Below are 18,443 nucleotides of genomic sequence, written 5' to 3'. Positions count from 1 at the left end.
AATTGACCCACAAATCCGGCCGCGAAGCGCACGAACCCGCACAACCGAGCTATTCTGTGTGGATGTCAGTGGCACTCGAGAACGTTTTGGCCAAGGCTGGACTCAAAGTGGACGCGAACGAATTCCTCACGCTCGTCGAGGACGCCGCCCGCAAACTGTCGCCGCCCAACCCGGACCCTTCCCACTACTTCTCGGCCGACCAGCGGGCCGCCCTGACCGACGTCGGACTCGATCTGAGCCCTCACGCCGAAGGCGAAGCCGACTTCCGCGCCAAGACCGTCGCCGCGTACGCCGTGCTCGCCGAGTCCTCGATGACCGTGGTCGAGGCCGCGAACGCGCTGAACGTCCACGACAGCCGCATCCGGCACCGCCTCAAGGAAGGCAGGCTCACCGGCTGGAAGGACCCGGACTGGAAACTGCCTTCGTGGCAGTTCACCGGCTCCGGTGTGCTCCCCGGGCTCGAGATCGTCCTGCGCGCCCTGCCCGAGGACCAGCCCGCGCTGGTCGTCGCCGCGTTCATGAACACCCGCCAGCCCGACCTGGTGATCAACGACCAGCCCGCCACCCCCCGTCAGTGGCTGCTCGCCGGCGGCGACCCCGACTCGGTCGCCCGCTTGATCGAAATGCTGGGCTCACCCTTCTAGCCGGAGGATCTAGGCTGGCACTGACACGATCACCTCTCAAGGACGGGCGAACCACAACGAATGGCCAGGCTCCCCCTGCCGCCTGCGCGCGCTGTCCTGGTCAACGAGCTGCACGCAAGCGACGACGTCGTCACGGTGCCGCCGGCAACCAGGCTGGTCAGGATCTTCACCGCGCACGGCAACCACCCCCAGCAGTGGAACTCCTTCCGCTATACCGGGCCACTGCCCCACGGCCGCTTCGATCAGCAGAAACCGGCCAAGGGTGGCGCACCGGTGACCGATCCGAACAACGGCGTGCTCTACTTCGGGCTTTCGGTCCGCACCAGCGTCGCCGAGGTGTTCCAGACGACGTCCACAGTGGACCGGAAGACCCGCGGCCCGCGCCTGGTGGTGGTCCGGCCCACGCGCACGCTGCGGCTGCTGGACCTGTCCGGGCTGTGGCCGACCCGCGTCGGCGCGTCGCAGGAGATCTCGAGCGGTCCCAAGAAGATCACCCAGGCCTGGGCGCGGGCGATCCGCGCGGCGTTCGGCGACCTGGACGGGCTCTGGTACCGCTCGTCGATGGACTCGGGTGACCCGTCGCTGTGCCTGTGGGACCCGCCCTCGGGCGCGGCCCTGCCACTCGCCCCGGACGTCCTGCTCCCGCTGGACCACCCCGGCCTCGACGTCCCGCTCGGCCGCGTCTGCCAGGAGCTCAACTACACCCTGCTGTGACCGCAACTCGCCGTCGAGTTGCGAGTTGCGGGCGGCGAGTTGCGGTGCTGGTCACCCCAAGAGGCGGGAGTAGCGGATCTCCGTCACGCTTGAGCCCCCGAAGGTGTCGGCCTTCGTGACCTGGTCGCAGGTCCAGCCCCGGGTCTCGTAGAACCGCCGCGACGGCGCGTTGTCCGCGAGGACCCACAACACCGCGTGCTCGAAACCCTGCTTCACGAGGTACTCGATACCGGCTTCGTGCGCGGCCTTGCCCGCGCCTGTGCCCTGCCACGCCGGGTCGGCGTACAAGGCGGCCAGTTCCCCGGTGGACAGGTTCGGGTGCTCATCGTCGCCATCCTGGACCGCCGTGACGGTTGCGTACGCCCCGACAGCACCGTCGCCGCCCACGGCGAGCAGGGTCGCGTACGGGTCCGGCAGGGCGAGCCGCTGCCTCATCCGGTCGACCCGGTCGCCGGCCCGCATGGCGTCGAGGTAGGCGTCCGGAATCATGCCGCGATACGCCGTGCTCCAGCCGTCGACGTTGATCTTCGCCATCTGCTCGGCGTCGGTCTCAGTTCCCCGTCTCACTGTCCAAGCCACGACCTCATCTTCACAGGTGCCGCGACCACCACTCAAGAACTTTTTCGAAGCGCTGTAGCCGGTGCCGCGGCTTCCCGGACCTGGTCAGCTCGTGTCCTTCGCCGGGGAACAACAGGAATTCCGCGTCGACGCCGTTCTGCTTCAGCGCCACGAACATCCGCTGCCCCTGCTCCAGCGGGCAACGCCAGTCCTGCTCCGAGTGGACGACTGCGAACGGCAGGTCGATCTTGTCGGCATAGCTGAGCGGGCTGCGCAGTCGCTGCTCGATCGGGTCCTCGCCGATGTACCCGCGTACGAACGCGTACCCGATGTCGGAGCTGCCGACCATCGAGTCCCACGCGTTGACCGCCCGCTCGCTCCACGCCGCACGGAACCGCTCGCCGTGGTGCGAGGCCAGCCAGCTGGTCATGAACCCGCCGTACGAACCGCCCATCACGCCGACGCGGGAGGAGTCGAGGTCGGACCGGGTCAGCGCCGCGTCGAGCAGCGAGAGGACGTCTTCGACGTCGACGGTGCCGAAGTTTTTGATGATCGCCCGGCCGTGGCTTTCGCCGTAGCCCGCCGAACCGCGCGGATTGCCCAGGATGACGGCGTATCCCGCCGACGCGTAGACCTGTGCCTCGTCGAAGAAACCCCAGTCCTGCATGGCGAACGGGCCGCCGTGGATGGCCAGCAGCACCGGATGCGGGCCCTCACCCTCGGGGAGGACCAGCCAGCCGTGTGCCGGGTAGCCGTCGGCGGAGCGGGTGTTCAGTTCCTCGACCGGGTGCACACCGGCGGTCCGCAGGTCCTTCGCGTAGTCGGTCAGTACTTTTTGGCCGTTCGTCAGGACGACGACCTCGCCTGGGGACGAGGCCGTCGCGATCACGGCCACCACAGTCGAACCGTCGGCGGCGAACGATCGGACGGCCGCGAACTCGCCGCCGACCAGGCGCAACGCGCTCAGCGGAGCCAGTTCGGCGTCCGAGGGCACCGCGCGGAGCTCGGTCGCGCCCCGGTTGAGGACAGCGACCAGCACCTCGTCGCCGAATTCGACGGGCTGCCCGACGCCGTGGTCACAGTTGACCGATTCGACCTCGGTGAGTCGGCGGCCTTCGACCGCCGAACCATCCTGGGCGAGTTCGGCGACCCACAGCCCGGTGTTGTTGGCTTCCAGCCGCTCGTCGACGAACTCCATGGCCAGGAAGAAAACCCGCCCGTCCGCCGCCACCGTCGGCTTGGCCAAGGCCCCGCCGCTGCGCACGGCCAACGTCGGTTCGCCGCCCGCGACCGGGACCGCGTAGAGGTCACGCCGTTCGGTCGCCTCGGCGCCCCAGTCGCTCGGGGCGACGACGAGCACCCGCTCGCCATCAGCCGTCCAAACGGGGTCTTCGATGCTGGTGCGGTCGTCCGTCAGCGGTGACTGCTCGGGCACGACGCCGCTTTCGAGCGCACCTGCGGCGTCGACGACGAACAGCCGTTGCTGGCGGTCGCCGAGGAAGCCGATGTTGTCGATGCGGTAGTCGAAACGGGTGATGTGCCGCGGCGCTTCCTCGTCCGGCTTGACCGGCTTCCCGTCCTCGCCGGGCGTGCCGTACCGGCCGGGCTCGGGCACCCGCGCGACGTAGGCGAGCCGCCGCGAGTCCGGAGCCCACGCCGGCGAGCCGACGCCGAGCGGAGCGGAGGTCAGGCGCTGGGCTTCACCGCCGTCGACCGGCATGACGTGCAGCTGCGGCGAGCCTTCGGCGAGCTCGCCGTCACCCGAACGAAGGAACGCGACCCAGCGGCCGTCCGGCGAGATCGACGGCGCCGAGTCGTGCTCGCCGTGGGTCCAGGCGGACTCGGAACCGTCAAGGCCGATCCGGCGCAGCCCGCCCCGGTAGGAGTTGCTCGCCAGGTCAGGCCGGGCAACCGCGGTGAGCAGGAGCTCGGCGCGCAGGGCGGGAGCACCGGGGACGGCCAGGACTTCGATGTCGGTAGGAAGCACGATTCCGACGGTACCTGATTGTTAGCAGCTCTAACTACCTACTTGTTTCGGCAGCTTCCAGCTCTGCGTTCGCTTCGGTGCGCTTCGACTTCGCCAAGCTCGCCAGCGTCGTCACCGCGAGGACGACCACGATCACCCCGAGGGAGACCCAATTGTTGATGTCCAGCCAGTCCGGCACCGCGTGGTACTCGTGCAGCGCGTGCAGGACCAGCTTGGCGCCGATGAAGCCGAGGATCACCGCGAGGCCGTAGGTCAGATACACCAGCTTGTCCACCAGCCCGCCGAGCAGGAAGTACAGCTGACGCAGGCCCATCAGCGCGAACGCGTTGGCCGTGAAGACCAGGAACGCCTCCTGCGTGATGCCGAAGATGGCCGGGATCGAGTCGACCGCGAACAGCAGGTCCGCGCTGCCGATGGCGACGATCACCACGAACATCGGCGTCAGCCAGCGCTTGCCGTCCTTCTTGATGAACGACTTGTGCCCGTGGAAGTCCTCGGTGACCGGGAAGACCTTCCGCACCATGCGGGTGACGGCGTTCTCCTGGTACTCCTCGCCATGCCCCTTCCCGCGGACCATGTTGACCGCGGTCGCCACCAGGATCGCGCCGAAGAGGAAGAACACCCAGACGAACTCGTTGATCAGTGCCGCGCCGACCGCGATGAACACGCTGCGCATGGCGAGCGCGAGCAGGATGCCGACCAGCAGGACCCGGTGCTGGTGGATCTTGGGGACCTTGAACGAGGTCATGATGATCATGAAGATGAAGAGGTTGTCGATACTGAGGGAGTACTCCGTGATGTACCCGGTGAAGAACTCGATGGCCGGGCGGTGCCCGGCGAAGAACCAGATGCCGGCCCCGAAGAGCACCGCGCAAGCGACGTAGAACACGACCCACTTGGCCGCTTCGCGACTGGTCACGGCATGCGGGTTGTGATCGACGACGACGAGGTCGACAGCGATCAGCGCCAGCAAACCGCCGACGGTGGCGATCCATAGCCATAGTGGAACGGACATAAAGCTGAAACCTCCGGATAGCGCACAGCAGCAACTAGCCGGAGGTCTCTTCCGCCGACGCGAACGCCGACCGACGGTGCCGGGCGCCGCAAGGGCAACCGTGCTGACGACACCGCCGCGAAGGAATACTCCCCTCCACAACTTTGTCCAGTTTGACTGTTCGCGATGCGGAAAGCGAGCTGAGGTTGCCCTAATCACCAAAACGGTGCCATGACCTTCCTCACCCGGACACGGTGCGTGGCCGCTTACTGTGAGTCCGACGTGCGACTCTCAGGTAAGTTCCCCTACCTTCACTCACGTGCCCCGCCTTCCGATTCCCCGTACTCGCGGTAACCGGCTACTCGCCCTCGCGCTGGTCGTCGTGGTGGTCATCGCCGCCGGTCTTGCCTTCGCGCTCAGCGGTTCGAAGACCGCGACCGTCAAGACCACCGACGCCATGGTCGAGGTGCCCGCCGCGCCCGGGTCGCCGGACCGGCTGCCCATCGACACCACGCTCTACTTCCCCGCGAAGACGCCCGCACCCGCGGTGATGCTCGCGCACGGCTTCGGCGGCGACAAGAAGAGCGTCGACAGCCAGGCCAAGGAGCTCGCCGGGAAGGGGTTCGTGGTGCTGGCCTGGTCGGCACGCGGATTCGGCCGCAGCGGCGGCAAGATCGGCCTGAACGACCCCGACTACGAGGTCGCGGACGCCAGCAGGCTCATCGACTACCTCGCGAAGCAGCCCGAGGTCCTCAGCAGCAACGGCGACCCGAAAGTAGCCGTCACGGGCGCGTCCTACGGCGGCGCGCTGTCGCTGCTGCTCGCCGGGACGGACAAGCGCGTCGACGCCATCGCGCCGGTGATCACCTACAACGACCTCGCCCAGGGCCTGGTGCCGAACGCCGCCGCCCCGACGGCTCCGTCGGCGGGCACCCCCGCCGCGGACGCGGCCGCTCCCGACGGCGTGTTCAAGAAGTCGTGGGCGGGCATCTTCTTCTCCGCCGGAACCGGTGGCGCGGCCGCCGGCAACCCCACCGCCGAAGCGCCCGAAGCCGGTCAGGAATCCAGCGACACCTCGACGTCGACGGGCGGCAGCGGCTCGTCCACCGGCGGCGCGCCCGCTCAGGGCGGCCCGCCGGCCGTCGGCGCGGACCCGTGCGGGCGCTTCACCCCGCAGGTCTGCCAGGCGTACACGGAGCTCGCGACCACCGGCAAGGAGAGCCCGCAGACCGTCGCGCTTCTCCATCGGGTGTCCCCCGTTTCGGTAACCGACAAGATCAAGGTGCCGACGCTGCTGGTGCAGGGCGAGAGCGACACGCTGTTCGGCCTCGGCCAGTCCGACGCCACCGCCCGCCAGATCACCGCGGCCGGCGGCAAGGTCCAGACGATCTGGTACACCGGCGGCCACGACGGCGGCGCGCCCGGCCCGCAGCTGCGCGGGAAGATTGCCGACTGGCTCTGGTTCCAGCTCACCGGCCAAGGGGCCGACCCCGGCACCGGCTTCGACTACGACGTCCAGGGCACGTTGCGCGCCAACGGAACGCCGTCGGTCCGGACCGTCGAGGCGCCGGCGTATCCCGGCCTGGCCGGCGGCACCACCGAGCGGCGGCCGATCGCGCTCACCGGCGGTCCGCAGGCGATCGTGCACCCGGCGGGCGGCAACCCGTCCTCGGTCAGCGGCATCCCCGGGCTCAACGGCCTCGCCTCGAGTTCGTCTCGGCTCTCGGGCCTGTTCAACATCGACCCGCCCGGCCAGTCCGCGATGTTCCGGTCCGCCCCGGTGAACGCGCAGGTGCTCATCGCGGGTTCGTCGACCGTCCGGCTGCGTGTGTCCGCCGACCCCGCGACCGCCAAGCCCCAGACCGACGCGGTGCTGTTCGCAAAGCTGTACGACGTCGGCACCGACGGCACCCGCACGCTGCCGGCGAACACGATCGCCCCGTTCCGGGTGACGAACCTGCCCACCGACGGCTCGCCGGTCGAGGTCACGGTCACCCTGCCCGGGATCGTCCGGCCGATCGAGGCCGGGCACTCGCTCGCACTCGTGGTCAGCACCACCGACCAGGCGTACTCCTCCCCCGCCGACCCGGCGGTGTTCCGCGTGTCCCTCGCCGACGGCGCGCAGCTCGCCGTCCCGGTCGTGCCAGGGAAGTCGGTCGGCACCGGCACACCGACCGGGCAGCTGATCGGGATCGGCAGCACCGTGCTGGTCGCGGCGCTGGTGATCGTGTTCGCGGCGTTCCGGCGCCGGCGTTCCCACCACGTCGACGCCGAGCTGGTGGACACGCCGCTGGTCATCGAGGGGCTGTCGAAGTCCTACCCCGGCGGGTTCGTCGCGGTGAAGGACCTGTCGTTCCGGGTCGAACCCGGCCAGGTGCTCGGCCTGCTAGGCCCCAACGGCGCCGGTAAGACGACGACGCTGCGCATGCTGATGGGCCTGATCACGCCGAGCGCGGGGCAGATCAAGGTGTTCGGCCACACGATCAGTGCCGGCGCTCCCGTGCTGTCGCGGATCGGGTCGTTCGTCGAGGGTGCGGGCTTCCTGCCGCACCTGTCCGGCGAGGCCAACCTGCGGCTGTACTGGGCCGCCACCGGACGTCCCGAGGAGAAGGCGCACTTCGACGAGGCGCTGGAGATCGCCGGGCTCGGCGACGCCGTCCACCGCAAGGTCCGGACGTACAGCCAGGGCATGCGGCAGCGGCTCGCGATCGCGCAGGCGATGCTCGGCTTCCCGGACCTGATGGTGCTCGACGAACCCACCAACGGGCTCGACCCGCCCCAGATCCACCAGATGCGCGAGGTGCTCCAGCGCTACGCCGCGACCGGACGCACGGTCGTGGTGTCGAGCCACCTGCTCGCGGAGGTCGAACAGACCTGCACGCACGTGGTCGTCATGCACAGGGGCTCGTTGGTCGCCTCGGGCGAGGTCGCCGACATCGCCGCCGCGGGCGGGGAAGCGACGTTCCGCGTCGACAAGCCCGAGGACGCGGCCGAGGCGCTGCGCACGACGGCAGGCGTGTCGCAGGTCGAGGTCGAAGGCGAGCTCGTCCACGCGGACCTCGACGGAATGCCCCGCGCGGAGGCGGTGGCGACGCTGGTCAGGGCCGGTGTCGGCGTCGAGACGGCAGGGCCGCGGAGACGGCTCGAAGACGCGTTCCTGCAGTTGGTCGGAGAGGAGGCGAGCTCATGAGCAAGAGCGAGGTAACAGGCGATCACGGGGTCCACACCGACCCGGGTGCGCTCCAGGAGCTCACCGACGCGGCCGAGCTGGACCACAGCGGCGTCGGTCCGGACGGCGCGGTGACCGGCTACCGCGCGGGCCGGACGCTCGGGTTGGGCGTCGAGCTGCGACGTCAGCTGCGACGTCGACGTACGCAGCTGCTGCTCGGGTTCGTGGTGATCCTGCCGTTCATCCTGGTACTGGCCTTCCAGATCGGGCAGAACAGCCCGAACAACCGTTCCGGCGGGTTCGTCGACCTCGCCACCGCGAGCGCGCCGAACTTCGTGGTGCTCGCGCTGTTCGTGTCGGGGACGTTCCTGCTGCCGATGATCGTCGCGCTGTTCTTCGGCGACACCATCGCCAGCGAGTCGTCGTGGTCGAGTCTCAAGTACCTGCTGGCGATCCCCGTGCCACGCCACCGGTTGCTGCGGCAGAAGGCGATCGCGTCCGGGATCCTCTCGGCCGCGGCGCTGGTGCTGCTGCCGCTGATCTCGCTCGGCGTCGGCGTCGTGTTCTACGGCGCGGGGGCCGCGATCAGCCCGACCGGTGACGCCGTGTCGTTCGGCAGCAGCCTCGTCGCGATGCTGCTGTCCACGGTGTACATCGTGGTGCAGCTGGCCTGGGTGGCCGGGCTGGCGCTGCTGCTGAGCGTGTCGACGGACGCCCCGCTTGGCGCGGTCGGCGGGGCGGTGCTCGCGGCGATCCTGTCGCAGATCCTCGACCAGATCACCGCGCTGGGCACGCTGCGGAACTACCTGCCGACGCACTATTCGTTCGCCTGGATCGACCTGATCTCCACCGATATCGACTGGACGAACATGGCGAGCGGGATCCTGTCGTCGGTGATCTACGCGACGGTGTTCGGCCTGCTGGCGGCTCGGCGGTTCTCGACAAAGGACGTCACCAGCTGACCTGGCCGGCTGTGCGACCATGGCGGCATGCCGACCATCACTGAGGAGTCCGGTGCTGGGGACTCCGGTGCCGACGAGTTCGGCGGCGTCGCCAGGTTGTTGACCGACGCCGCCGGCGGGGTGGCAAGCACCGTGCAGCGGATGCACCAGGCCATCGCGCGTCGCACGTTCGGCGCGGCCGGCCCGGTGGCGGCTCCGGTGAAAGCACTGCACGACGGGGTGTCCGGGCTGGTCTACCGCACGGTGAGGACGTCGATCTCGGCCGGCGGTGCCGTGGTCGAGAGCGTGTCGCGCGCAGCCGGGGAGATGCGCCCGCGCGGCACGCTCGTCGACTCGAGAGCCGGGCAAGCGGCAATCGGCGTGCTGAACGGCGCTTTCGGGGTCCTCCCGGGCGAGATGACCGTGCGCGTGGCTTATCGCGCGGTGCCGCTGGACTCGGTCGCCGAGTCCTTCCCCAACGCGCACGGGCGGCTGTTCGTGTTCCTGCACGGGCTGATCGAGACCGAGCGCTGGTGGTTCGGCGCCGAGGGGCAGGACTTCGGCTCCCGGCTCACGGCGGATCTCAGCGGCAGCGCGGTGTACGTGCGCTACAACAGCGGTCGCCACATCTCCGACAACGGCCGAGAGTTCGCCGAACTGGTCTCGCGAATCGTCGACGCTTGGCCGGTCGAGGTCACCGACATCGTGATCGTCGGGCACTCGATGGGCGGGCTGGTCGCGCGCAGCGCGCTGCATCAGGCACCCGACGCGCCTTGGCTGCCTGCCGTCACCCGGCTCGTCTGCCTCGGCGCGCCGCACACGGGCGCGCCCCTGGAGCGCGGTGCCAATGCCGCGACGTGGGCGTTGAGCCGCTTCGCCGAATCGGCGCCGCTGAGTGAACTCCTGCGTAGGCGCAGCGACGGCGTCAAGGACCTTCGTCACGGTGACCTGCACGAAGAGCTGTGGGCGGGCCGGGACCCGGACGCGCTCTGGCGGTCCGGCGAGCCGATCGAAACCGTGCTCCCGCCCGGAATTCGGCAGTACTTCCTGGCCGCGACGCTCGCCCGCACGGAGAACAGCCTGCTGGCCCGCACTTTCGGTGATCTCCTGGTGATGCCGTCGAGCGCGGGCGACGCCGCCCAGGTGGCCGATCGCCACTGGCTCGGCGGGATGAGCCACTTCGCGATGTTGCGCGAGGACGAGGTGTACACCACGATCCTCGGCTGGCTGCGCGGCTGACAACGCGCCGGGATCAGTCGGTACGATCATTCGCGGCTGGGGAGGATATCGGGGGGAGGATGCGGTGAGTTACCACCGGGACCATTGGAAGAAGTGGGCGTACGCCGTCGGCGAGTTCGTCCCTGGGGTGTACGAGGCCGTCGTGGTGGTCGGCGAGGCCGAACGGCTGGCCAGGCCCCAGATGACGTACCAGAACGGCGGGCACCCGCTGATCGCCCAGGGTGCCTGGCAGTTCCCCGGCCCGCCCGCGAACATGATGCGGGTCAACGACTTCGTCCAGCGGATCGGCGGCGCGCTGGCCGTGGCCGCCGGGGCACCCGGCGCCGGCGGTCGCGCGGACATGGTGGAGCAATTGCTGCATTCGGTGCCGCCGGCGGAACTCGACGCGATCATCCGCACGATCGGCCCGGCGGGCATCGGCGCGCTGAACCTCTTGGTCTCCGCCGCGGAACAGGCCGGCGCGTGGACCTTCTACCACACCCAGGACTTCATCAACTTCCTGCTGGAGAACGTCAGCCCCCATGTCCTCGGGCTACTCGGCGTCCACCTGGGACTCTGCCAGCCGACGATCGAGGAACCCTGGGAGGAAGGCGGCCAGGACGGGTGGATCCAGCCGGCGGGGCCGTTCGTCGTGTTCGACGACAAGAAGTACCGCACGGACGGCGGCTACCGCGTCGAAGCCTCGACAGCGCCGATGGCTTGGCAGGACATGCTCCAGGGTGCCGTTGCCGACTGCTGGTTCCTCACCTCGACCCAGGCGGTCGTGAAGGCGAACCCGGCATTCATGTCACGCCACGTGTGGGCGAACCCGAACGGCTCGGTGTCCGCGGTGTTCTACGACCGGGACACCCACCAGCCGCAGCGGATGACCGTCGCACCGGACCTCCCGGTACGAGACTGGAAGCTCTGGGGGGCCTCTGGTCACACGAAAGATCCCGCCTACGCGGAACTGTGGCCCGGCTACTACGAAAAGGCCTTCGCGCAAAGCCGGGGCGGCTACGAGAAGATCAACTACGGCTGGGGATACGAGGCGCTTCCGCTGATCACCGGACGGCCGATCGAGAGTCTGGACCCTCAGTCACCGAACCTGGCGATGGAGATCCACGACCGGCTGAGCCGGGGTTGCGCGGTCGTGTCGGCCACCGTCGGCGACGGCAGCCTCAACACTGTGCGACTCAACGGGCGGCTCGTCGGCGGGCACGCGTACTTCGTCAAGGACGTCGACGTGCAGGGCCGCCGCATCTGCATCGGCAACCCGTGGGGCGACAACTCGACGCGTTCGCAGTGGGAATGCTGGCTCACCCCGGCCGAAGCGTGGGAACACCTGCAAGAGGTGAGTGTCGTCCTGCCCTGAGTCCTTTGTGGACTTCGGAGGCGTTTGCGATCGTTGCAGACACTAAGTACCGCAACTCGACGGCGAGTTGCGGGCGCTCAGTGGACGCAGAACTCGTTGCCCTCCGGGTCCTGCATGACGACGCATCGGCCGCTCACCTCGTTGACCTCCCGCAGCACGGTCGCCCCCGCCGCCGCCAACTTTCGCACGTGCTCCTCGACCTGGCGCCAGTCCTCCTCGCTGTGACCGGGCGCAGTGCGCGATGCAGCGTTGACGTCGAGGTGCACGCGGTTCTTGGCGGTCTTGCCCTCCGGTACTTGCTGTGAAGACGTAGTAGCTGGACGATCACTGTATGACCGAGCGGAGTTTGACCAGGTACGTGGCACTGTACTGCCGGATTTCGGTGGATCGCGCGGGCCGCAAAGAGGGGGTCGCGGCCCAAGAGCGGTGGGGGCGGAAGTACGCGGCGGAGATGTGGCCGGGTGTGCCGGTTCGAGTGTTCGCGGACAACCACCTCACAGCGGCCGAGAACGACGTTCACCGGCCGCAGTACGAGCTACTGCGTGAGGCGATAGTTCGGGGCGAGGTGGCGCACGTGTGGGCGGTCGAGCAGTACCGGGTTGAGCGCCGGGAGATCGCGTGGTTTCAGCTGGCCGCGATGATGGACGCGGCGGGCATCGTCGAGTTGCACACCAACCGGGACGGCATCGTCCGGGTACGCGATGACGTGGCCGGGATCAAGGCCGTGTTGGGTGCTGGTGAGGTGCGTCGGCTCAAGCAGCGGATCAACGACACGTTGGCGGAAAAGGCCGCGCTCGGTGAGCCTGCGGGTAGTCGCCCGTTCGGCTACAAGCACGCCAAGACCGAGGACGGCACCAAGACCTATGTGGCGGTGCCGGATGAGGCGGACGCGATCCGGCAGGCGGCCGAGTGGGTGCTCTCGGGGTGGTCGCTGTCCAACATCGCGGCCGAGCTGCGGCAGCGCGGGTTGCGTGGCGCGCACGGTGGTGAGATCACCCCGGGCTCGGTGCGCGGCATGATCGTTGCTCCGACGAGCTGTCACAGCCGCGCGAGGTACAGCGGGCGGACGGCAAGGGTACCTACCCCATCGGTACCCAGCACCAGGGCAACAAAGGACGCCGCTACCTGCTGACCGGCGGCCTGGCCGTGTGCGGGGTGTGCGATCACAAGCTGATCGGCTCGCTCAAGCAGATGGGCAAACGGCATTTGCCGTACTTGAATTGTCATCCGAACGTGGGCGGTCGGGGGTGTACCGGGATCATGTTGGAGGGCACCGAAAAGTACGTGCTTGACCAGTTGTGGGCCAAGCTGGACAAGCCTGAGTTTCTGAACGCGATCGCGGCCGACGCGCACGCCGCGCGCCGTGACGAGATCGCCAACGAACTGGACGGGTTGGACGCGCGGCGGGTCGAGTTGGCCGCGATGTGGGCCACGCCGGGCGGGTTGACGGCGACCGAGTGGAAAGAGGCCCGCCAGACCATCGCCGAGAACGAACGGCGACTGCGGACCGAGCTGTCCGAGCTGCCGCCCCCGGTGTTCAATGTGGACATTGCGGGGGCGCGGGCGGCGTGGCCGGACATGACGTTGGATGAGCAGCGGGAGTTCCTGCGGTTGTTCATCGAGAAAGTCACCGTGAACCGGGCGTTGCCCGGACGTCCACGGGTGTTCGATCCGGACTCCCGGGTCACGATCGAATGGCGGGAACGGTAGCGCACCGACCTCCCGACGTGAACCGGCAGCCGTCACCATCTGAGCGATGGTGACGGCTGCCGGTTCGTTTGTGTTCGCTACCCGGTTCAGGCAGTCTCAGGCATCCTTGGCCGGGTGCTGCGGACGTTGCTGCTCACTTCCCGTCATGGTGTCCGCAGTGGTGCCTCTGAGGCGTTGGCGTGTCATGGCGGCTCTTACGATGCGCGCTGCCTTTGCCAGGGTGTGCGCGTCGTCCACGGCGCGGATCGAGCTACCCGGGCCGCGCTCGCCGCGTCCCTTCTCCGAACCCGGGTTCCCGGGCGCGGCGGTCATCCGGTGCCGCCCGGATCATCGGGGAGGGACCGTCCCCCACCTCGCGACAACCCCTCATCCGGGCCGTTGTCCGGGGTGTCGTCTTCGGCTCGGATGACCTTGAGTTCCTGGCCCTCATGCTCCGTCGTGTGGTTGTGGTCATGGTCGCTTCCTTTGCATCGTTTTTGCGCTGCGGTCGGTTGTGGATCACTGGTGGGTCGGTTGGTCCAAGGGGCACTACCTTCCCCTCGGCCGGTCGCCGGGGAGTGGGGGAGGGAGCCGCGCGCGGTCAGGAATATCCCCGTTTTCGGCGGTTTAGCGGCTGTTCTCGTCGGCATCTCCCTGCCTCCCCTCATCGTGTTTCCCCTGGTCATCGCGGGGAGTTGGGGCGGGGGACGCGGCGGGGAGAACTCCCCGGGTCCCCGGGCGCTCCCCGTCGGAGTCCCCGGGCGTTTCGCCGGACTCGCGGCGGCCGAGCGCGGCCGTCACGTCGGCGATGTGGACGGTCATGACGCCGTGCGACTTGCGCGCGGTGATGCCGTGTTCGGCGAGCATCGCGGCCAACGCGGCGAAACTCCACCCGCCGTAGTGATCCGGGTTGTGCTCCACCAACCGCGCCAACACCTGCTGTGTCCGCACCCGATCATCGTTGCCGATCACCTCGGCGAGGTCGGCGAGTTCGTCCACCTCCGCCGGTACCGCCGGACCGATCTCCGGCCGAGAGCTGGACTCGATCGCGCGGCCCGCCTCCTCAATCAGTTCCATGGCGCGGGCGATGACTGGGGTCACGTCGTCGGCCCCGTCCTCGAACGGGACATAGAACGTGCGCACCAACTCGAACGACTCATCGGTGAGCCCGACCGCCACGCACGTTCCCCGGTCGGTGTTGATCCGTAGCTCGGTCGCCCGTATTCCTGCCGCGTACTTGCCGGACCCGAGTAGACCGTCGTTGGCGACCTGATCAGCCACGGAGAACGCGGCACCGCAGGACACGTTGCGGGTGATCTCCCGGGGGATGCTGTCCTTCGTCGGCGACTGGGTCGCCAGCAGAAGCACGATGCCGTACTTACGGCCCCGCTTGATCAGCCGCACCGCCAGCTCTGCCGCGCGCTTGCCGAACTTGGGGTGCTGGAACAGCTCGTGACACTCATCGATCCCGCACACCAGCGGGTGCAACCCGAGCCCGCGTTTGTCGGCGAGCTTGCGCGACACCTTCGGTGGCCTGCCCGGCTGGTCACCGAGCACCTTGCCGCGCCGCTCCATTTCGGACAGCAAATCCTCAAGGGCCTGCGTCGCCGCCTCGGCAACGCTGTCGTCCATCCCCATGCCGTAGCGGGCCAGACGGGGTGCGAAGGGGTCGAAGTCGGGTGACTCGCCCATCACGAACATCCACAGTTCCGCCGTGGGATCGAGCGCCGCACCGAGCATGAGCGTCCGCAGGGCGGCGGACTTCCCCTGCCCTGGCCGACCACCTACCAGCCAGTTGACGCCGATCAACGGGGCGTTGATGATCAGGCCGCGTTGGGACAGTCCGAACGGGACTCCCTCGAAAATGTCCGTCTGTCCATCATGGACAAGCGGCCACTCGCCGGCCCCGCCCCGCAGAACGCCCTTATCGGCCACCCACAGATCCAGTATTCCGTCCTCATCTCCCTTGGTAGGCCACGTTTCCATCCCCGCGCGGCCCAGGTTCGCGGCGAGTTTCGAGCGTCGCGCGGCCACCATGTCAGCGGTCACGCCCATCGGTAGCCGCACCTGCGCGGCCGTACCGTCACCGTCCTTGCGAGCGCCGATCGTGTAGACCAGCTCACCACCGTCTTTCAGGAACCGGTCAAGCGGTGTGATCCCCAAGTGCGCCAAAGCTTTCGAGATCATCCGCTCATCGATCCACGAATCAGCGTCGTCACGGTCGGGTTGGACCAGCCACCCCGCGCCCGGCGTACGGTCACGGCCCTCGAACACCGCCGCCACCCACCAACCGCACAGGCCAGCCAGCAGCAACCACAGGCCGCCAACCCGCAGGAACACGCCGAGCGCGTCCAGCACCCGGTAGACCGTGGCCAGCCATGGCCACATGTTCGCCCGGTCCATCACGGCATCGGTGACTTTCAGCAGCACCGCGACCACTGCCAGAGCCCCGATGCCGATCGCGAGACGGTGCAGGCGGATTCCGGCCCGTCCCCACCGCGCGCGAGCGTCCGCGCGAATCGCTTCCTGTGCCGCACGGCGAGCTTCCGCGTCTCCCTTCAGTCGCGCGGCGCGGGCGTCGGCCCGCAGATCGCCGTAGGTGAACCAGTTCCACCCCTTGCCGATCCACCGGCCGTGCCCACGTACCGCGAACCACACCAGCCGCACCACATCGGCCGGTGCCTTGCGGACCCGGTAGACCAGGATCGATCGTGTCCGCTGCGCGGCCGGTGATCGCCATGCCCGGCCCGCCATGCCCGCCGCCACCCGGGCGACGCGCCGGGCAGACCGGGCGGCCAGTCCGGCACCGGCCAGCAGCAACCGCCACGCGGTCTGTATCCGGCCCGGGTGCGGGCCGCCATGGTTGCCGTGGTCGTCGATAAACTCCGCGTCGAACACCTTCCGTTCCAGTTGCTCGGACTGCCCACCGTGGACCGTGCCGGTGGCACGGCCGGTGTCGCCGTTCACGCGCGGCCTTCTCTCGTTCACCAGCCCTGCCGCGTTCACGACGCCACGAGGACCGTTCACCGGACCCACCGCGCCCCGGCCGCGTCGGGTTGAGCGCCCGACGACGGGCCACCAGCGCGCCCAGCCGTGTCGTCCCGGCCGTCCGTCACGGCGGCCGTTGTTCGGGTTGTGTACGTGTCCGTTCATTGGCCCGCACCACCCGTCCACGCCTGCGCAGCCCTGTTCTCGGCGGCCCCGGCGGGGTCGGTGACCGATGCCGGGACGGACGCGGCCAGCGCCCGCGCCAACCGCGACGACAAGCCGCGTGAGCAGCCCGTGGCTTGGCGAACCCACGCCGGTGTGATCACCACTCCCGGCGACCACGCCGCGCGCGCCTCCGCGAGGTACTCGGCGAACGGCGTCCGCCCAGACCCGGCCCCGGCGTCGGTGTCCGGACGGGCGTCCGGCTCGGTGTCCCCGTTGGCGTTCACGGCCTCGGCGGCACCGTTCACAGGTCCGGGTGCCGGGTCGGTCCCGGTGTCTCCGGTTGCTTCCCGGTGGCCTCGGTGGGCGGCCTCGGTGAGCTTGTCGCGTAGATCGGTGACCGCCTCGGCGGCGGCGAACACGATCAACGGCGGCACCGAATGCAGCACCACCCCGGACAGGGTCCCGGCCGCATACGACGCCCAGGTGTTCATGACGTAGGTAGCGACCAGCGCAAGCCACTTCGCGCCGCGCACCCACACCCCGGTGCGGACCTGGTAGCGGGCGGTGACCTGCTCGGCTCGCAGGATCGCCAGCAGCACCAGCGACACCGTGGGGTCGAGCACCCACGCCGCCAGCCACGGCAACGACCACGCCGGAGAGTGCCCGGCGGCGAACTGTTGGACGTTGGTCATGGTGAACGCCAGCCCGAGCGTGATCCCTGCCCAGCAGCACCGGTCAACTTGAGACCGCACCTGTTCCACCCGGAGCGCGATGACGTCGGGGTGGGTCTGGTAGCGGCGGGCCTCCGCCGCGTCGGCGGCCTCGGCGGCGAGCCGCTGCCCCCGTGTCGACGGCACGTGCCGCGCGTCCTGTGGACCCGCGCTGTGGTGATCGGCTGCCTGTCCGTTCATCGCCGACCACCTCCCCGACGCGGCTTGGTGGTGTCCATCGAGGTGACCGTCAACACCTTGGTCAGGACGTACGCGGCGACCAGGTCAGGCGCGGCGATCACCACCAGGAGCAACGTCACGTTGCCCGGGTGGGAGATCACCAGCCACTGGACCCCGCCCATAGCGGCCCCGGCGAGCAGGACTCGCCCGGCGAGCGAGACGACCCGAGCACTGGCCCGTGCCGTGTCGGCCGCCTTGCGCGCCCGGCGGGTGCCGATCTTCCACATTCCGACCAGGGCGAGCAGGACGCCGATCCCGGCGAGGATCTGTACTGCGGTGAGGTTGACCGTCATCGCCGATCACCCCGCTTCTGCGCGCCGTTGCGGTGGGCCATCCACACGGGGTGGATCTCTCGCCGGTCGGTGTCGGGGCGTGCGCCCCACACGCCGACCGTGTCCGCACCAGCGGTGCGTAGGTCCAGCTCCAGACACTCGTTGATGACCGGGCATCCGGCGCACATCCCGGCCGCAAGCTCGCGGTCAGCGGAGTCCAAGCCGGACAGCTCCGGAATCTCGGAGCGATCGAACGCCCAGAAGCACAGCCCGTCCCGGGTGACGACCTCGGCCAGCACGTCATCAGGAACGGTCGCCAGGTAGTCAAGGTCGGAAACAATGTCGTCGTAGTTCACAGGGCACCCCCGTTGGTGCGGGGAGCGCCATCGGTGGTGCCCAGCAGCCGCGTCAACGCGTCGGCAGACACGACCAGGCGGGACCGGCGACGGATGACCGGCAGGACGCCGGTCCTGATCGCACGGTGGATCTGCGAGCGGGTGACGCCCAGAATCCAGGCCGCATCGGTCAGCGAGTAGTACACCGGGCGGCGGTTAGTAGAGATTTGCGTCTTCATGATTTGAGGTCCTTTGTTTGGGTAAAGCTGATTTCAGCTAATTATTTGAGCTGATTTAGTCGAATTGAGGCATGGGGTTACTCCGAATGCGCGACGCGGTGGCGATAGGCGCCCCGCGGAATCGGTAGAGCGCTAATGTCGGCGCTGAGGCGGACCACGGAGGAATGGGTGTCGGAAGACTGGGCGGCGGTCGCGAAGGCCATCA

The 18,443-nt window shown here is 68.9% G+C and carries 17 protein-coding genes; 8 read left to right on the top strand and 9 right to left on the bottom strand.

Translation table 11 applies throughout. The features are described 5' to 3' along the window. Positions 1 to 62 precede the first annotated feature (62 nt). Together JWQ81_RS44360 and JWQ81_RS44355 are read left to right on the top strand one after the other, a co-directional pair. Positions 63 to 644, top strand: a complete 582-nt coding sequence (locus JWQ81_RS44360) for a DNA-binding protein (protein ID WP_297551660.1) — start codon at positions 63 to 65, stop codon at positions 642 to 644. A gap of 60 nt (positions 645 to 704) precedes the next feature. Next, entirely contained in the window at positions 705 to 1,358 is a 654-nt protein-coding gene (locus JWQ81_RS44355) for an RES family NAD+ phosphorylase (RefSeq protein WP_297551659.1), read from the top strand. 51 nt (positions 1,359 to 1,409) lie between these two features. Here the strand turns inward: JWQ81_RS44355 and JWQ81_RS44350 are convergent, their stop codons facing one another. Genes JWQ81_RS44350 through JWQ81_RS44340 form a run of 3 tightly spaced genes read right to left on the bottom strand, consistent with a single transcriptional unit; the run spans position 1,410 to position 4,918 of the window. After that, positions 1,410 to 1,925: a GNAT family N-acetyltransferase gene (locus JWQ81_RS44350; protein WP_297551658.1), complete on the bottom strand. Its 516-nt coding sequence runs from the start codon at positions 1,923 to 1,925 to the stop codon at positions 1,410 to 1,412. Positions 1,926 to 1,947: 22 nt separating this feature from the next. Further along, entirely contained in the window at positions 1,948 to 3,903 is a 1,956-nt protein-coding gene (locus tag JWQ81_RS44345; protein ID WP_297551657.1) for a S9 family peptidase, read from the bottom strand. Positions 3,904 to 3,937: 34 nt separating this feature from the next. Next, positions 3,938 to 4,918 (bottom strand): TerC family protein, encoded by a 981-nt coding sequence (locus JWQ81_RS44340; protein WP_297551656.1) that lies wholly within the window; start codon positions 4,916 to 4,918, stop codon positions 3,938 to 3,940. A 298-nt stretch (positions 4,919 to 5,216) separates the two neighbouring features. Between JWQ81_RS44340 and JWQ81_RS44335 the strand changes: the two genes are divergently transcribed. From JWQ81_RS44335 to JWQ81_RS44320, 4 genes are all read left to right on the top strand, one after another. Then, positions 5,217 to 8,087 carry an alpha/beta fold hydrolase gene (locus JWQ81_RS44335; protein WP_297551655.1) on the top strand — a complete coding sequence of 957 codons (2,871 nt, stop codon included), beginning with the start codon at positions 5,217 to 5,219 and terminating at the stop codon, positions 8,085 to 8,087. Then, positions 8,084 to 9,028, top strand: coding sequence for an ABC transporter permease subunit (locus JWQ81_RS44330; RefSeq protein WP_297551654.1), 945 nt, complete (start codon positions 8,084 to 8,086; stop codon positions 9,026 to 9,028). Before JWQ81_RS44335 ends, JWQ81_RS44330 begins: the two co-directional genes overlap by 4 nt. Positions 9,029 to 9,055: 27 nt before the next feature. Then, positions 9,056 to 10,246, top strand: a complete 1,191-nt coding sequence (locus JWQ81_RS44325; RefSeq protein ID WP_297551653.1) for an alpha/beta hydrolase — start codon at positions 9,056 to 9,058, stop codon at positions 10,244 to 10,246. 64 nt (positions 10,247 to 10,310) lie between these two features. Continuing rightward, positions 10,311 to 11,600, top strand: coding sequence for a C2 family cysteine protease (locus JWQ81_RS44320; RefSeq protein ID WP_297551652.1), 1,290 nt, complete (start codon positions 10,311 to 10,313; stop codon positions 11,598 to 11,600). Positions 11,601 to 11,677: 77 nt separating this feature from the next. On the opposite strand, the gene JWQ81_RS44315 is transcribed toward JWQ81_RS44320, so the two are convergent. Continuing rightward, the gene (locus JWQ81_RS44315; protein ID WP_297551651.1) at positions 11,678 to 11,965 is read right to left on the bottom strand and encodes a VOC family protein; all 288 of its coding nucleotides are present in this window, start codon (positions 11,963 to 11,965) and stop codon (positions 11,678 to 11,680) included. Here JWQ81_RS44315 and JWQ81_RS44310 point away from each other — a divergent pair. Next, on the top strand, positions 11,932 to 12,732 hold the full coding sequence (locus JWQ81_RS44310; RefSeq protein WP_297551650.1) for a recombinase family protein: 801 nt from the start codon (positions 11,932 to 11,934) through the stop codon (positions 12,730 to 12,732). The genes JWQ81_RS44315 and JWQ81_RS44310 overlap by 34 nt on opposite strands. Positions 12,733 to 12,860: 128 nt before the next feature. Continuing rightward, positions 12,861 to 13,310, top strand: a complete 450-nt coding sequence (locus tag JWQ81_RS44305; protein WP_297551649.1) for a hypothetical protein — start codon at positions 12,861 to 12,863, stop codon at positions 13,308 to 13,310. Positions 13,311 to 13,916: 606 nt separating this feature from the next. Here the strand turns inward: JWQ81_RS44305 and JWQ81_RS44300 are convergent. Genes JWQ81_RS44300 through JWQ81_RS44280 form a run of 5 tightly spaced genes read right to left on the bottom strand, consistent with a single transcriptional unit; the run spans position 13,917 to position 18,238 of the window. Beyond that, entirely contained in the window at positions 13,917 to 16,442 is a 2,526-nt protein-coding gene (locus tag JWQ81_RS44300) for an FtsK/SpoIIIE domain-containing protein (protein ID WP_297551648.1), read from the bottom strand. Further along, positions 16,439 to 17,353, bottom strand: coding sequence for a hypothetical protein (locus JWQ81_RS44295; protein WP_297551647.1), 915 nt, complete (start codon positions 17,351 to 17,353; stop codon positions 16,439 to 16,441). The genes JWQ81_RS44300 and JWQ81_RS44295 overlap by 4 nt, the downstream gene beginning before the upstream one ends. Beyond that, positions 17,350 to 17,685: a hypothetical protein gene (locus tag JWQ81_RS44290; protein ID WP_297551646.1), complete on the bottom strand. Its 336-nt coding sequence runs from the start codon at positions 17,683 to 17,685 to the stop codon at positions 17,350 to 17,352. Before JWQ81_RS44290 ends, JWQ81_RS44295 begins: the two co-directional genes overlap by 4 nt. Further along, on the bottom strand, positions 17,682 to 18,020 hold the full coding sequence (locus tag JWQ81_RS44285) for a WhiB family transcriptional regulator (RefSeq protein ID WP_297551645.1): 339 nt from the start codon (positions 18,018 to 18,020) through the stop codon (positions 17,682 to 17,684). Before JWQ81_RS44285 ends, JWQ81_RS44290 begins: the two co-directional genes overlap by 4 nt. Continuing rightward, positions 18,017 to 18,238, bottom strand: coding sequence for a helix-turn-helix domain-containing protein (locus JWQ81_RS44280; RefSeq protein WP_297551644.1), 222 nt, complete (start codon positions 18,236 to 18,238; stop codon positions 18,017 to 18,019). The genes JWQ81_RS44285 and JWQ81_RS44280 overlap by 4 nt, the downstream gene beginning before the upstream one ends. Positions 18,239 to 18,443 lie beyond the last annotated feature (205 nt).

The sequence above is a fragment of the Amycolatopsis sp. genome, assembly GCF_025464955.1.
Lineage (GTDB): Bacteria > Actinomycetota > Actinomycetes > Mycobacteriales > Pseudonocardiaceae > Amycolatopsis.
This window is presented reverse-complemented; position numbering and strand designations above follow the sequence as displayed.

Bases quoted from the DNA above. Each gene is read 5' to 3' on its own strand.
- JWQ81_RS44295 (WP_297551647.1), bottom strand. From the start codon at position 17,353: ATGAACGGACAGGCAGCCGATCACCACAGCGCGGGTCCACAGGACGCG.
- JWQ81_RS44360 (WP_297551660.1), top strand. From the start codon at position 63: ATGTCAGTGGCACTCGAGAACGTTTTGGCCAAGGCTGGACTCAAAGTG.
- JWQ81_RS44325 (WP_297551653.1), top strand. From the start codon at position 9,056: ATGCCGACCATCACTGAGGAGTCCGGTGCTGGGGACTCCGGTGCCGAC.
- JWQ81_RS44330 (WP_297551654.1), top strand. From the start codon at position 8,084: ATGAGCAAGAGCGAGGTAACAGGCGATCACGGGGTCCACACCGACCCG.
- JWQ81_RS44340 (WP_297551656.1), bottom strand. From the start codon at position 4,918: ATGTCCGTTCCACTATGGCTATGGATCGCCACCGTCGGCGGTTTGCTG.
- JWQ81_RS44305 (WP_297551649.1), top strand. From the start codon at position 12,861: ATGTTGGAGGGCACCGAAAAGTACGTGCTTGACCAGTTGTGGGCCAAG.
- JWQ81_RS44310 (WP_297551650.1), top strand. From the start codon at position 11,932: ATGACCGAGCGGAGTTTGACCAGGTACGTGGCACTGTACTGCCGGATT.
- JWQ81_RS44280 (WP_297551644.1), bottom strand. From the start codon at position 18,238: ATGAAGACGCAAATCTCTACTAACCGCCGCCCGGTGTACTACTCGCTG.
- JWQ81_RS44355 (WP_297551659.1), top strand. From the start codon at position 705: ATGGCCAGGCTCCCCCTGCCGCCTGCGCGCGCTGTCCTGGTCAACGAG.
- JWQ81_RS44290 (WP_297551646.1), bottom strand. From the start codon at position 17,685: ATGACGGTCAACCTCACCGCAGTACAGATCCTCGCCGGGATCGGCGTC.
- JWQ81_RS44300 (WP_297551648.1), bottom strand. From the start codon at position 16,442: ATGAACGGACACGTACACAACCCGAACAACGGCCGCCGTGACGGACGG.